Genomic DNA, 15203 nt, shown 5'->3' on the forward strand with positions numbered 1-15203 from the left:
TGCATATGGCCACCACAAAGGAAACTCCCAAATATATCAGGCTGAACGAGCGCAAGCACGTCGAGATTCCTCTTTTGGAACAGCTCGACTCGCAGGGTTGGACCGTCACCGACCTCACGGATGAAAAACAGACTCCGGCCCACACGCGACGGGAGTCTTTTACCGAGGTGGTCATGACTCCTGTGCTGCGGGAGCAGCTCAAGGTCATCAATCCCTGGCTGGAAGACGACCAAGTGGAAGAAGTGGTCAAGCGGATCACCGCCAGCTTCCCGGGGACCAGCCTGCTGGAGAACAACAAATACGTCCACTCCCTGCTGCTGGAAAACACCAGCGTCTCGGAAAACCGCGCCACCGGAGAAAAGAGCCCCACCGTTCGCTATGTCGACTTTGAGAATGTGGACAACAACAGTTTTATTGCGGTTTGCCAATTTAAGGTGCGCATCCTCGGGACAGAGCACCACATTGTCCCGGATGTCGTCCTTTTCCTGAACGGGCTGCCCGTGGTGGTCATCGAGTGCAAATCGCCCAAGGTCCAGGAGCCGATCCCGGAAGCCTTGGATCAACTTCTTCGATACAGCGAGCAACGAGGGGCAAAAGGAGAAGGAAGCCAACCGCTGTTTTATTTCAACCTCTTTGTCCTCGCTACCTGCCGCAGCACTGCCAAGTTCGGGACCATTACCACACATACGGAAAACCTCTTCTTCCGATGGGTCGATCCATATCCTCGCACTCTGGACGATCTGGAACACGGCAGCTCAAGCCCCAATGATCAGCAGCGTCTGGTAGCCGGGATGATGGACAAGAGGAACCTGCTGGACCTACTCCGCACGTATTCCTTATTCACCACTAATGATAACGGTGAGACCTTCAAGATTGTCGCCAGATATCAGCAGTTCAGGGCGGTGAAAAAAGCGGTTCGACAGCTCTTGGAAGGGAAATCGCCCAAATCCCGAAGCGGCATCATATGGCATACCCAAGGCTCGGGGAAATCCTTGACCATGATGTTCATGGTTCGGGAGATGTATACCCACCCCCAGCTTTCCAAATGGAAGGTGGTGTTCGTCACGGATAGAACGCAGTTGGAGCAGCAACTTTCCGAGACTGGGCGCGGTGTTGGTTTTACCGTCAAGCCCGCCAATAGCATCCGCAGGCTCAAGGAACTGCTCCCCACGGATTCCTCCGATTTGATCATGGCTATGATCCATAAATTCCGTGAGGCGGACTTGGCCGAGTCGTTCCCCGAGTTGAACGTCAGCCCAAATATCCTGGTCATGACCGATGAGGCGCATCGATCACAGTACAAGTTGCTCCGGGCGAATCTTGATCGGGCCATCCCCAACGCCACTCACATCGGTTACACCGGAACTCCTATTGATCGGACAGAACGGGTTTTTGGCGACTATATAGACAAGTACACCATGCGCCAGTCCATCAAGGACGGAGTGACGCTTGAAATCGTGTACGAAGGCAGGACCCACGAGGCAGAGGTGACTAACCAGGCAGGTATGGACACCACCTTTGCCGATGTATTTAGCGACTACAATCTCCAGCAGCGCCTGGAAATCCTTGGCTATGGATCACGCGACGCCTATCTGGAGGCCAAGCCCACGATCGACTCCAAGGCCAAGGACATGGTGGGGCATTATCTAACCCATGTTTTCCCTAATGGATTCAAGGCTCAGGTTGTCGCCACGTCCCGAGCAGCCGCTGTTCGCTACAAAGCAGCATTAGAAACCGCCCTGGATGAAGCTGTGGCGGAACTGGAAAAATCGAACCCACTGCAACTAGATATCGAGCGACTCAAGGTCCTGAAAGTTGGGGTGGTCATATCAGGCGCTCACAACGACCTTCCCAATATCAAGGAACACACGGATTCATCCAAGCACGAAGCCATCATCAAGAGCTTCAAGCTCCCCTTTGGCGGAGAAGACGAGGGCGTTAACGGTGATATGGGAATCGTCGTGGTCAACAACATGCTTTTGACCGGGTTCGATGCACCCCTGGAACAGGTCATGTACTTGGACAAAGTCGTCGTGGCGCACAATCTGTTGCAAGCCATAGCCCGTGTAAACAGAGTCGGTGCTCCTGCAAAGGAAAAGGGCTTTGTGGTCGATTATGTCGGCATAGGGCACAATTTGAAAAAGGCCCTTGATGTTTATGACGAGAAAGAGCAGCAGGAGGTTCTGGAGGCGCTTAGCTTCCCGGAAGAAGAACTGCGGGAGCTCGTGGAGAGCCACAGGGCCATCTTCGATTTCTTGGAAAAGCATGGACTCACGGATTTGACCGACCACGATGCCTTCTTTGATCTCTTCTATGATGAGGATATCCGGTTCGAATTCATGCTGGCTTACAAGAAGTTGACCAGAAGTCTCAACTTGGTGTTTCCCGCCAAGGAAGCCCTGGACTTCATGTCAGACTATCAGATGCTGACGGAAATCAACGTGCTCGCCGGTAGGCACTTTCGTGACCAGCGCATGAGCATGAAGGGAATCCCCGACAAGCTGCGGGGCATCACAGATGCATACCTGAAGTCCAAAGGGATCGACCAGAAGGTCAAGCCCATTTCTATCTTGGACAAGGATTTCGAAGCGCAAGTCAGCACTCACAAGCGTTCAAAGACCAAGGCAGCCGAAGTGGAACATGCTGTGCGCCATCATATCGAGGTGGACCTGGACGATGATCCGGAACTCCAGGCGTCTTTTGCCGAAGCATTGGCCCTGATTTTCAAGGAATACAAGGACAATTGGGAGCGCATCTACAAGGAGCTTGAGAAGCTCCGCCAACGCATCAAGGAAGCCGAAAAGGAACCGACCTACGGGCTGCATAAGAAAAAGCAGATGCCTTTTTTCCGTATGTTCAAGCGGGAGTTGTTTGGAGTAACCGAATTGACTGAAGATCAGGTGACAAAACTTGTAGGATTAACGAAGGATATCTACGAGGTGGTGGAATGCGAACTGAAAATGACGGGTTTTTGGGAAAGCGCTCCGGCCCGAAACAAGCTCAAGGCTCAACTTCAAGAGGTTTTACTTTCTAAAGACTACATGGACCTGCCGAACATCATGGACAACTATTCACAAATCATTGCCAGAATTATGGAATTGGCAGATAAGAATAATGATCGCATTTTGTATGCAGCCTAGTCATGGATTTGAATTATTCCGTCATTTACTCGAACCGAAAGAAACTTTCCATCACTGTTGAGCGAGATCGCTCTATAGTTGTTCGAGCCCCTGAAGGTACTTCGCCAGAGAAAATTCAATCCATTGTTGAATCAAAAAAGCAATGGCTTTTTGAGAAGACGCATCATCCCCAGAAATATGTCAGTCTGCCACATCCGCCAGGGAAAGAGTTGGTCAACGGAGAGTCTATCCTTTATCTGGGGCGCTACTATCGCATGGAACTGGTTGACTCCAGCGGCGATATCCGCTTTCACAACAGGTTTTTCATACCCAAAGCGGTGGTTCCATTCGGTCGCAGAGCGTTACGGCGTTGGTTCAAGAAACGAGCCGAAGAGAAAATAAATCCTAGGGTGGAACATTATTCAAAAAGCTTAGGCGTTGAATATAATTTGCTTAACATGACAAACAGCAAGTACCGCTGGGGATCGTGTTCCACGAAGGACAATTTGAACTTGAATTGGCGGTTGATAAAAGCTCCCATGTTCGTCATCGATTACATCATTGTCCACGAATTGGCTCATTTGATTGAAGGAAACCATACTCCACGATTTTGGAATATTGTCCGTGCGCAAGTGGCTGATCTGGACAAAGCCAAAAAATGGCTGAGGGAAAACGGTCAATTGCTCGAATCAGATATCTGACCCTCCCTTTTACCTGCCCTTCACGCAGAAAAGGTGAACCCCCTTCCCAGGAGGTCCACCTTTCCCCACCTACACCGCCGCTATCTCCTTCAGCTTTTGCCACGCACTGGTCCCGACGACGCTCCTGAACCCGTCGCTCACGTTCGGCTCCTCTCCCTGCTTTTCCATAAACCGATCCCGAAGCATTTCAATGTCATCGAGAAGAACCGCGAGTTCGATGAGTTGCAACGCGCTTTGGAACGAATGGTTCCTTCGAAGCGGGATATAGAATTCCTGGGTATGGGTAGGGCAGAGGAATTTCCACAACTGGTCCTGCGATACTGAAAACTCCTCGTTGCACATCAAGCACTTCTTTTTGATCGTGTCGTTCATAGCTTTCTCCTTATGTTTTAAACATCAATTCCGCAGCTTCTAAGAAGTTCAAGACGTTCGTCGTCTTCTATTTTCTTCAGCTTTTCTTTGAATTCTTGGGGGTGCGAGGCAAAGTATTCGATATCGACTTCTTCCTCTTCCTCGAGTTTGAGGAAAATATTACGATAGACGTCGTCACTCACGTACTCACTGATGCTGTCGTCTGCATCGAAGAGTTCTTCCGAGTACGGACACATTTTGATACTCATTATTTTATCCTCATTTTTTGATTGTTCTCTGTCAATAAATGAAGAAGGCGAGACTCACCGGCTATAGTAATCCCGCCTTATCCAATAGCTAGATCAAATGCTTCTATTTTGATCTGAGTTTTTCTGCGAGCGCTTCCCGTAAAATGTTTATGTCGTAATTGATGTTAAACCAGCATTCGTTGAACTCACTGGCATTAGTGATGATTTTGTCTAGCATGGCGAGAATCTTTATGTCGTCCTTGGCTATTCTTTTTGATCTTGTGTAATCGCATTTGTAAAAATTCTTTTTTATATAGTCTTCCATGTTGTAAACCGTTCCCATAATCTGACCTTTCTTAAATAGTTGATTGTTATCCAAACAAAGAAGGCGGAAAACCTCTGGCCAGGAATCCCGCCTTCGCCTCTTACGCAACCGCTAAACCCGGTAATAACCGGACAGCTCTTTCCTTCTCGCCCTCCATATAATGGTAGTAGGTATCCGCCGTCAGCTTGACGGTCGAATGCCCCATCATCTTCGACACGGCGGCCAAGTCAGCCCCCTTGTTGAGCAAGGTGGTCGCAAACAGGTGCCGGAGATCGTACATCCGGGTCGGATAGGTGATTCCGGCACGCTGACAGGCATTCTTGAAGGATTTCCGAATTGTCGTCAGGCCTCGGCCCATGTACTCAATGACATACCCGGACACCGATTCGGCCTTTTCGACCTCCATGCGCTTCAGGAAGTCGGGGTTAATCGGAACCGTCCGGTAGGTCTTGGTCTTGCTGGCGTAGATGCGGACGGTGCCGGCAGCGAAATCCACGTCATCCCATTTCAAGGACAGGAGTTCGGACTCACCAGGACGAGTGCCCAGGTTGAAGCAGACCTCCATGGCCCATTTAAGATGGGGTTCGGCGTGCTCCATGATCTTCCTGGCGTCGTCCAGGGTGAGGCGCAAATCCCAGGGCTGCACCTTGGGCTTCTTCCAGTTCTTCAGCGGGTTGCCCCTGGTGAAGCCGTTGTTCATGCCGAAGTTGAAGATGAAGCTCAGGTAGTCGCAGTACTTGTTGACCGTGTACTGGGACCGCGCCTTGCCGGTGCTCGCGCTGACGCCCTTGAAGTGCAGAATGAATGGGACCATGTCCCCCTGGTAGGTCAGGGCGTCGACTGGCTTGTCACCGATCACCGGAACGAACTGGTTGTCGAGCAAACGCTCAACATTACGAATGTGCTTCTCGGTCCGACCGGATGCTCGCATGTGATCCAGGTACTTCTTCCCAAGCTCGGACAAGGTGATGCCGGACGGCTCCTTTTCGATGACCTGGCTGACAGGTGGAGCAGCGGCTTCTGTCCGAACATCGGCAGCTTTGGCAGCTACCCGGATTCCTGCTGTCACCGTTTCCGGGTCAGGAATCGGCAGCAATTTTTCATTGGCCTCCTGGACCGCCTGTTCAAAGGCTTCGGCCTTGGCTTTTCCAAGCTCACCGCGTCCAAAGGACTTGTCATGACGCTTCCCGAGGTCGTCATGGTAATAGACCATCCATCGTTCACTTCGTTGGTAAACGCTCATAAGCACCTCCACGTGCAATTTGAATTGTGTGATCTGAAACGAACTGCGAGAATCGAATCCAGTTGCTGGAACTGTTCGATTCGAGGAGCCAGATGCTGTTGGTGAATCTGAAAGAAAGGGCAGATCGCCCCTTCTGTGAAGAAGCTAAATCGTATGAAGCAGGATTTCCTCAACCTCTTCCATTTGGACTCCGATGTACCGCCTCGTTATCGAAGGGGTACTGTGGTTCAGCCTTTTGGCCAGGATTTCCCAGGAAACCCCGAAGGTCTTTCGCTGGTGATAGCACCAGGTTTTCCGAAGGGTGTGCGCCCCGTAGTTGCCTGACAGGTTGATCGCGTCGCACCACCGTTGGACCATCATGGTCACGGCGTAGGTGGTCAGCGGATAATTCTTCCCTTTCCTGCTTTTAAACAGGAAGTGGTGATCCTCCAGCTCCGAAGTGGCAAGATGCTCGTCGAGAGCGGTCTTGATCTCCTTATTCATGATGAAGACGTTTTCCTTGCCGGTTTTCTTTTCCTTGAGGCAGACGCGGTCGCCGATCTTGCAATCTTTGACGTCCGCGACCTTGAGGGACAGAATGTCCTGGACACGGAGACCTGAGTTGATCCCCATGACGAACAGGAGCCGATTTCGCGGTTGATCCCCCAGGAGCTTTTTGATGCTCTTGATGTCCTTCATGTTGATGATCGGCTCAACTTTCATGAGCAAACCTCCTTTGAAGTTGTAATCTCGATTTAACAGGCTGAAATCGTATATTGAAAATCAGGGGAGCTGGGGACGTCCAAGCTGGTGCTGGGATATCCCGTTGTAATACTAAGACTAGTGCTCCCTGGTCTTCCGAATGTACGTTTCTACCTATTACCGTTCTTCCCGATTTTGAATCCACTATTTATTATAAGGGTCATATCTGTAATGTTTTTATCATTACGACAGAAAAGCTTCAAAACCGATTTACAGGCTGCGAATTAGACAATCTGTTGCGCAGAAGACAAAAAGATGGATTGAAGAAGAAGAAAATGCCACCTCCGAAGAGCATGGCATTATCAACAGGTTCACGTTAAATGACCGTCAGGATGATCCGGCCGTCCTCGGCAGTGATGACGAACTCGTCACCTTCCTTGATCGCCAGATCGCCCAGGTCCACCTTGTGGATGTTGAAACAGACGACACCCTTCTTGTTGACGTAGGGCCGACTCGAACTCTTGAGGTAAAGACCCTTCACATCGTAAAAGGTCCGGTCATCGCTGATAAGCCGCAGCACGTAGTGCTTCAGTGTCGGCTTATGGGCAATGCCCATCCTCTCCATGATCGACTTGGCGTCGAGCCCTTCCTTGATGCACTCCCGAAGGATCGAAGCATTGTACTTCGACTCGGGACGCTTCTTGGGTTCAGAAGTCATCTCCAGGGACGTATCCGTGGTATCCTTCTTGGTCGACATAATCGCTCCTTTGTTGATAATGGTTATTATGGGTAATATATCTGTATATTTGAGCAAAAATCGCAGGATTTGCGCTTAAAATTGCTTGATTTAGCCTCAATTCTGCTGGTTTTGGCCTTGAAATCGTCATTTTTCGCGTGCTGAATTCGGTCTTTGGGTCGAGGACGCGCTTTCCGGGATTTTCGGGGGCGGGGGAGGCCAAACCATAGGGACAGCCCCGAACGCCCAGGAGAGGGGAGTATACGAGGTCGATTTTCAGGACGGGGGAGAGGCCGGTCTTGGGAGGGGGCCGGGGGCCGGGCCGGTGGTGGGACCATGAAAGTCAGTACCCCAATTCGGTGCATCCGGAGATAATATTAGAGCTTGCATCATTAATAAAACTTGACGTCAAAGGGAGGATTGGCCAAGTTGAGAGGTGTGCGACATTGTGTGGTCATTTTAAATGCTAATCTTATTATTTAGATAAATATGGAGGTCCGAAATGTCTGATCAACAAGATCGCCATGATGAATATCCTAAAGATTTTTTTGCTAAATATTTTTGTTCTGATGTTTCGATTGAAAGCCTTTATATTGAGCTAGCGGAGTCAGTCCCAGGTTCTGGGGCATTGGGTTTGGATAAACTTGAATATGGAAAAAATATTTTCAATAATTTCAAAAAGCGCTCTAGATCAATAATATGCGAATCAGTTTTACTGAACGAAATATCTGCTGATCCAGGAAGTAATATTTCAGATTGCATGGCTTTGGCCGCAAGCATAGCTGCGGTTATTCCAAGTCAATACTCAACTGTGATTAACATCGGGCTGGCCTCTGTGTTGATTGTTAAGGTTGGCGTTAAAAATTTCTGCAATTGATTATGTGTCGTTTAACTCCAAAAAATATCTTGTCGGTATGGCATGAACAAATTTTATTATTGGATAGCTACGGTGGAGATATTCCAGTTCGTGATTTGATTGTAGACAAAAATGATGAAATAACAAAAATTTCAGATGGGTGCTCTCTTGTCAAAGAAGTGTTAGGCAATCATCGAAGTTTTTTTGATAAATTTTACTATGATTGGGCTTTTGAGAAAGAGTCGTATGAATATACACCAGAGGTCTATTGGCAACTGCGCGCCTTGCTGCAGGTCGCTTGTTATGGAGAAAAAATAGCATCTAACCCAAACTTAGATAATTTAAATAATATTGTTACTAGACAGCTTTTTGTTACAAGGTATGATTTAGGTAGCCCTAAATGTTTTTCTACAAAAAATATACGATTTATTTCTCTTCCTAATGGATTTGTTGAGGCTGTTGGATATATATTTTCTGCGTTTATGGAGTGGGTTGTTGAGTTAAATGAAGGAACTTCTCCTGCCTGGGATCTTGTCCTGTCAAAGCCTAAACGTAGTTACGATTCAGCGAGGGCCGGTGAACGTACATACTTAATAATCGCTAAGGCTATTACTGATTATGTCAAGGATATAGATGTCTATGGTGTTGATGCTGTTTGGAAAGTTGTAGAAGATGTAAACTTTTTCTCAAAAGTCCCTGTAGAGTTAAAATATAAAGATTTTTCGCAATTCGAAATCGATACACAACATGTGGTGGTTGACTTTGCAATTAGCCATGAGCTGGGACATATTCTGCAAGGTACTGTGACAAATAATAGCAACATTTCTTCTGAAAATTATCTCGCTATTGAAAAAAATGCTGATGAAGTTGGTTTTGCATTTTATGCAACTAGCAATTGTTATCGTCATAAAGTTTTTAAAAACGCTATGATTGATGACGCAACGAAAGTAATTTTTGGACCAATAGCTTTTTTTGCTTTTTCTACTCTCCGACGTGCTCTTTTGCATAGTATTTTGTCAAAGAAATTAAGTGTATTAAAAGATAGATCTATTGCTGAGAGACTCGATAGAGAGCAGTTTTCGTTGAATTTGGAGCTTAGTCGTTCCAGTAGCATGTTTCCAGTTATTCAACGTTATTTGAATTGGCTGATAAGTCAAGATGTAGCTGTGTCTCGAGACTCGTTAAATTGTTTGGAAAATTTTCTTTCGAATATTCGGGAGTTTAATAGTTTTGTCATTCAAACAGTAAACAGTATCCCGGATGCTAGTATTTCCGAGGTTATAACGGTGTGTAATAATATTTCATGAGTAAGTTAGTCGCATGTTATGTTTTATGAATGGATGCCGTTCCTGTAAGTGGTGATGGAGTCGCGAAAATCATCGTCCAAGCTTGACCCCCTCACAAGATCAGACGACAAAAACAACCTCCCGGTGTTACCCAGGAGGCTGCCGTTTCAATCCGAACACGACAGCCGCCCATCAAGCGCCATGATTTTCTCATAGCTGCCGATGAGCACCCGGTCGAATAGGACTGTCACCAATCCCAAGCTCCGTATCACCACCGGACGTACGATTTTCTCGTATCCGGCGATCCCGAAATGATGTTCCCCTTTTTTGAATAGACGCGAGATAGACTGAAAACTATATTTATGTTACCGAAGCTCTAGACTAAGAGCCCCTATAATTTCCAAGACGTTGTTTTCTACTTGCTCATTCACGACGACAGCCTTCATTTAAAATGGACCATTCGAAGTTTCGTCTCGCATCACGGGGAACATCATTTCGGGGTACTCCTTACAAGTACGCAGACACCCATAACTCTTTACAAGCATGGGCTTCCCTTGGTCATCTATCCAATCTATTCGGAACCATCCAACATCTAAACGCATCCATATATCCGTAAGAGGCAATACCTGGTTCCTCTTTCTGTGCTTATAGAGATAAGCAATTTCTGTTTGTCACGAACATCATTTGATATATGGGCCACCTCGATCTAATCAGTATGATACTGAAAGCAGGCTGGTTCTTCGGTCTCAGCCCTTCCCCCATCGTTGTCACCATTGACGGGTTGGCAGGCCCTTTGCTTTTGAAAGAGCAAAGCGACATTTGTTTTTTGACCTCGATCCTTTCAGGTTAAGGATCGGCCGTACAACAACGGCACTGAGACTGGATAAACTGCAAGGCCCCCATAACATTAATAGCTGTATGGAAACTTCTCTTGAGTTTAAATGAAGGCTTGTCATCGCTACTTGAGCAACTTCAAAGTCTTTTTCATTACTGATAAACAATATCTTTATGAGTCTTTTAAAAAATCGAAGAAAAATAATGGGATAAAAATTCCCGTTTGGTAGATTAGATGGTAAACTCAAGGGGATTTGGTTTTAAAACTAAAGCAGGATTTAATTCAAAATTATTTATATGGTTATTATATATTGTGATTAAATTAAATGATTATATTTATAGATACTTGATTTAGATATTCCAGATTCTTTAACCAGTCTCTTTACTGTTGGTTCTTCACCAGATTCAATCAGACGTTTCTTCGCTGCTAGGATTTTATCAACAGTGTTATTTCTTCTGTTCTCATGGGTATAATATGCTCCTAAAGATTTTCTGTTCGTCGCTTCTTCTGGTTGCATCTTGTTGTCGACACCTCGTTCTGGTTTCGGAAGCTTCATCGCTCCTTTATTTTTGGTGAAGTTCTTAAAATTCTTGCCGAATCTCCTTTTCCATATCCAGGGGGCCATTGATTTAGCGATGCCTATGGCTTCAATAATGGGGAAGTCTTCGTTGCCGTCTTTCATCATAATATTTTCTCTGTAATAATCTAGGCAAACATTTTTTAATACGTGCAAGTATTCATCGAAGTCAGAATAGTCTTTGACAAGCCGGTATGCTATTTTTCTGCACGTGTGGAACATCTTCATATGGCGTCCTTCAATGGAATCATCATTTTCAATAATATCATAGATATTTGGAAGATCGACAAACTCTGCTAGATAATCCAGGTCATAGACCCGGTCTGCCCACCAGGTTCGCCACTTTGAAGAAAATGGATTCTTGATAAGATATCCAGTGAATCCTTTATCCGCTTCAAATTTGTTCTGATAACCAGCCTGAACGGCTTTGAAATAATTGATGGCTTTCCAGCTTATTTTGATGGTCGAGTTGAGTAGCGGCAGCATGACTGGATTATCAATCTCGTAAAGATAATGGGCGTATGAATTCTCCCTGTTGATGATGGTCACCGTCGGTTCTGGTAAAACATCATTCATCCAAGCAGCACCTGCGAGCTCATAATCGAGATCAAGAGCGACGTATTTTTTCTTCTGTGTTGGGAGTTGGATGTAATTTGCTTTAAATAAAATATCATCTTTCTTGGCGATGTATCGTGCTTGTTTCTCGAAGCCCCATCTGGGTTTCTCAGGCAAGAAATCGTAGAGTCTCTGCTGTACTGGTGTTAAATTCTCTATCATAGATCATCTCCTGAAGCCTCCGCCTGTTAAATGGGGGGGCGTAATTTGGATATGACCTATGTATATCTGTATAACTTTTACTTCATAAGCAAATAGCTGATTCGATGTTGCTCAGACTCACTTAGACAAAGTGATGTACTTCTCAGATGGATCAGTTCAATATAGATAATATCAATAAATAACCATGCCCATGTTTGAATGAGTTTGATTTTCGGAGCCATGTTGGCTTCTAGAGAAGAAGAGGAGCTGATGGATCAGGCACGGTAAAATAGGTGGTGCGTCGGTGACGCTCCAGAATGATAACGAGCCTTTCTGTCAGCTTGCTTGCGAGAGGGGATGGCACCAATCAACCGATTTCTGGCGTCCAGGGGAGCCTCCCTGTGCTCTTTTTACCGGACTCAAAATTGTAATGCCTCTGAATTAATATCTTTCTCCTGCCTATGGGCAATAAAAGAGCCCACGCCTATTCCCATTGCGAACCAGGAAGCGACGTGGGCCGATTGTTACTTTACAATATACCAGCTGTTGCCGCGCTTCGTGAGGCCGAACTTTGTCTGGCCATGAGCCAGGAGTTTGTTTGATTCGTTGTTCTTGACCTGGAGGTCGACTTCGTAAATGTGAACATCCTCGTTGTTGATGGTCTTGGTGTAATCATTGAGAATCTTGAAGATATGGATGGAGCTTCCACCCTTTTGGATATCCTCTACGATTTGATCGCCGACCATGACATACAATGACTTGATGGCAGCAGATTGAATGATCCCTTCAGGAGGATTCGAGCTGCAACCGGCTATGGCCAGTAAAGCCAATACCAAAATCGTTCCAACAACCTTCTTTGACATCGTCATCTCCATTGATGTGGTTTAAGTATGTTCACCAGATATGCGGTTCTGATCATTTAATATCTCTATCTAATAGTCGAAACGCTATCCTCCCTGAATCAACTGGAGGGCCATCTTGGGCATCGAGTTCGCTTGTGAAAGCATCGCCGTGGCAGCTTGGGTCAGTATTTGTTCCCGGACAAAGTCGGTCATCTCCGATGCAACATCAGTGTCGGAGATTTGAGACTCGGCAGCTTGAAGGTTTTCAGCTTGGATTTGGATGTTGGAGATGGTGTTTTCGAGCCGATTTTGATACGCGCCGAATCGAGCTCGGTTGTTGTTTACCTGGACCATAGCTTTATCAAGCACACCAAGAGATTTTTGAGCATCATCCTGTGTGTAAACAGTATTTCCATCGAAGCTGCCTGCCCAGCTATCCGCACCTTGTCCAACCCAGTTTCCCCACCCATGTAATACTTCTCCAGAAGACAAATTCCCTGTTGTCGCAATATTGGATGTTTCTTCTTTCGCCCAGCCGATCTCGGTACGTTGTTTTTCGTGGTAGTCAAGATTGTCCCATTCTGTTTGGCTATGGGCAGCAATCCAGGCAGTTCTTTGATCGTCAACATATTGGCTGAGGTCGTTGTTAATCATTGTTCGATTTTGATCTGCTTCTGTTGATGTCATAAGCGGAAAACCTTGCTTTTCTCGCTCAATATTTTGGCTCATTGTCAATGAGTAGGCACCTTGGCCAGCTCTTTCGATAACGCGATCTGTCGTTGTAACAAGTCCCAAACCATCTGATAGCCAATATGCTTCCATGGACCTTGTGGTTGAGATAGAGTAATAATCCTCAGCGCTGTCATTTCCTGTGCCGAAATGGATCGTTACCCCATTTTGAAAATCGCCAGTTCCGGTTGTATAGTTCCCGAACCATAAGCTCTCATCGAGGAGCTTGATCCCGTTGAAATCGGTAGCAACCGCGATACGCTGAATCTCGGAAGCCATGGCCTGATACTCGGAATCGATGATCAGGCGTTGGTCCGATGTGTAGGTGCCGGTAGCGGCCTGCTCGGCAAGCTCCTTCATACGGGTGAGCTTCTCGTCGATGATCTGAAGCCCTCCGTCAGCGGTCTGGCACAATGAAACGGCGTCGTTGGCATTTCTTACGCCCTGGTTCATGGTGGCGATGTCGGAGCGCATGAGCTCCCGGACCGCCAACCCGGCAGCGTCGTCGGCGGCAGAGTTGATCCGCATCCCTGATGACAGCCGCTGGGTCGAGGTGCTGAGCGCCCCGTAGTTGTCCGAAAGGTTTCGGGCTGCGTTCATAGCCATCATATTGTGATTGATAATCAAGGACATACGACTTCCTCTGATGTAACGGGAAATTCCTTCCTGGTTCGCTTGGGGACAACCCCTTGGAAACAAAAGTAGTTTTTCAAAAGCATATTTAACAACGATTGTTGTCTTAACTAAAGCAATAATTAGACCATCGTTGCTTATAGCCCTTAAATCATTGCCTTACCCTGTGTTAGGGGGTGAGGCATGGACAATGTTCAGGAACTTTTTGGCAAGAAAATCAGGACGATTCGGCGCAACCGCGACATGACCCAGGAAAAATTGGCCGAGCTCTCCGGGTTGTCTCTCCAGTACATTGGAGAAATCGAGCGGGGCCGCCGGAACCCGTCCCTCACCAGCGTCGAAACCTTGGCAGCTGCTTTCGGCATTCCCTTGGCCGAGCTCTTCAATCTGGACGAATTCAAACTGACCCCCGAGGACCTGCGCCGCATCCTGGCCCGGCAGATCGAGGAAGCGGATGAGGAGCGGCTGCGGCTCTTCTTCAATGTCGCACAGGCCTTTTTCCGGTAGCCCAGTTGGCACCCCGGCCGCGCGTCTGGCACTGGTTCTGGTCACAGGGTCTGAGGCCCCATAGGGCGGGTTCGGGCCACGCTGAAGGATATCCTGGCCCAGGGGACCGGTCACGGCGGATGAGACTGGGACTGGTGAGAATTGCCCTGGCCATGGAGGAGAAGGGCCTTGGCTCGTCCTTTCTAAGGTGGCGGCGGTGGCGGGTCGGTGGAGGCATCCCCCTATTTTACCTCCCCCTAAAAACCGTTGAATTTAGTGGAAATTTTGGGGTTGGGGCGGCATGGGAGGCATTTTTGCAGATTTCCTTTTCTCCACCATTTTTTTACCCCTACCCCATCCCCTTTTAAAAAAGTAAAGAGAAGTAGCTACCCCCATTATAAAAGATGAAGTTGATGATAAACAAAAGCAGAAGTAATAAGATGGATAAGTAGAAGTAGTAACGTTGAATTAATATACATATTATATAATCATATTTATATATTAAATTTAGATTGTATATTTAATTTTAATCTATTTTATCTTCTTATCTGTTGATGGTATACTGCTTATTTTTCTTTTCTTCTGATAGTATTGGCACTACTTCTTTGTCTTTTTTGATGTTGTATCAGTTACTTCTTTTTTTGGAGGGGGGAAGGGGGAGGGGAAAATGAAATTTCTCAAAAATACCGCCCTGCCGCCACCAAGGTGAAAAAATCTAATATTTCTGGGCGTTTTTTGGTGGAGGCATTTCTGTGGGATGCCTCCCCATTGCCGCCCCTGCCGCCACCGGGCCCTTTGA

Annotated in this window: 13 protein-coding genes; 5 read left to right on the top strand and 8 right to left on the bottom strand. The window is 46.9% G+C overall.

What is annotated here, in order from left to right:
* The first annotated feature begins 5 nt into the window (after window positions 1–5).
* Window positions 6–3140 carry an HsdR family type I site-specific deoxyribonuclease gene (locus K9F62_11175; protein ID UJX39292.1) on the top strand — a complete coding sequence of 1045 codons (3135 nt, stop codon included), beginning with the start codon at window positions 6–8 and terminating at the stop codon, window positions 3138–3140.
* 2 nt (window positions 3141–3142) lie between these two features.
* Window positions 3143–3820: a M48 family metallopeptidase gene (locus K9F62_11180; protein ID UJX39293.1), complete on the top strand. Its 678-nt coding sequence runs from the start codon at window positions 3143–3145 to the stop codon at window positions 3818–3820.
* A 69-nt stretch (window positions 3821–3889) separates the two neighbouring features.
* Here K9F62_11180 and K9F62_11185 read toward each other — a convergent pair whose 3' ends face one another.
* The 5 genes from K9F62_11185 to K9F62_11205 form a co-directional block, all read right to left on the bottom strand.
* Complete coding sequence (locus tag K9F62_11185) at window positions 3890–4192, bottom strand: hypothetical protein (protein UJX39294.1); 303 nt, start codon at window positions 4190–4192, stop codon at window positions 3890–3892.
* A gap of 17 nt (window positions 4193–4209) precedes the next feature.
* Window positions 4210–4440: a hypothetical protein gene (locus tag K9F62_11190; GenBank protein UJX39295.1), complete on the bottom strand. Its 231-nt coding sequence runs from the start codon at window positions 4438–4440 to the stop codon at window positions 4210–4212.
* Between the two features lie 404 nt (window positions 4441–4844).
* The gene (locus K9F62_11195) at window positions 4845–5987 is read right to left on the bottom strand and encodes a site-specific integrase (GenBank protein ID UJX39296.1); all 1143 of its coding nucleotides are present in this window, start codon (window positions 5985–5987) and stop codon (window positions 4845–4847) included.
* Between the two features lie 144 nt (window positions 5988–6131).
* Window positions 6132–6689: a tyrosine-type recombinase/integrase gene (locus tag K9F62_11200; GenBank protein UJX39297.1), complete on the bottom strand. Its 558-nt coding sequence runs from the start codon at window positions 6687–6689 to the stop codon at window positions 6132–6134.
* A gap of 355 nt (window positions 6690–7044) precedes the next feature.
* Window positions 7045–7425, bottom strand: coding sequence for a hypothetical protein (locus K9F62_11205; protein UJX39298.1), 381 nt, complete (start codon window positions 7423–7425; stop codon window positions 7045–7047).
* 481 nt (window positions 7426–7906) lie between these two features.
* Between K9F62_11205 and K9F62_11210 the strand changes: the two genes are divergently transcribed.
* Together K9F62_11210 and K9F62_11215 are read left to right on the top strand one after the other, a co-directional pair.
* Window positions 7907–8281: a hypothetical protein gene (locus tag K9F62_11210; protein UJX39299.1), complete on the top strand. Its 375-nt coding sequence runs from the start codon at window positions 7907–7909 to the stop codon at window positions 8279–8281.
* Window positions 8282–8310: 29 nt separating this feature from the next.
* On the top strand, window positions 8311–9567 hold the full coding sequence (locus K9F62_11215) for a hypothetical protein (protein ID UJX39300.1): 1257 nt from the start codon (window positions 8311–8313) through the stop codon (window positions 9565–9567).
* 1130 nt (window positions 9568–10697) lie between these two features.
* Here K9F62_11215 and K9F62_11220 read toward each other — a convergent pair.
* The 3 genes from K9F62_11220 to K9F62_11230 all read right to left on the bottom strand — a co-directional run bounded on the left by K9F62_11220 (window position 10698) and on the right by K9F62_11230 (window position 13918).
* Window positions 10698–11735: a replication initiation protein gene (locus K9F62_11220; GenBank protein ID UJX39301.1), complete on the bottom strand. Its 1038-nt coding sequence runs from the start codon at window positions 11733–11735 to the stop codon at window positions 10698–10700.
* Between the two features lie 503 nt (window positions 11736–12238).
* On the bottom strand, window positions 12239–12577 hold the full coding sequence (locus K9F62_11225; GenBank protein ID UJX39302.1) for a hypothetical protein: 339 nt from the start codon (window positions 12575–12577) through the stop codon (window positions 12239–12241).
* Between the two features lie 84 nt (window positions 12578–12661).
* On the bottom strand, window positions 12662–13918 hold the full coding sequence (locus K9F62_11230; protein UJX39303.1) for a hypothetical protein: 1257 nt from the start codon (window positions 13916–13918) through the stop codon (window positions 12662–12664).
* 183 nt (window positions 13919–14101) lie between these two features.
* Here K9F62_11230 and K9F62_11235 point away from each other — a divergent pair, with 183 nt between their 5' ends.
* Window positions 14102–14425: a helix-turn-helix domain-containing protein gene (locus K9F62_11235; GenBank protein ID UJX39304.1), complete on the top strand. Its 324-nt coding sequence runs from the start codon at window positions 14102–14104 to the stop codon at window positions 14423–14425.
* Window positions 14426–15203: the final 778 nt, after the last annotated feature.

Source organism: Desulfovibrio sp. JY (assembly GCA_021730285.1).
GTDB lineage: Bacteria > Desulfobacterota > Desulfovibrionia > Desulfovibrionales > Desulfovibrionaceae > Solidesulfovibrio.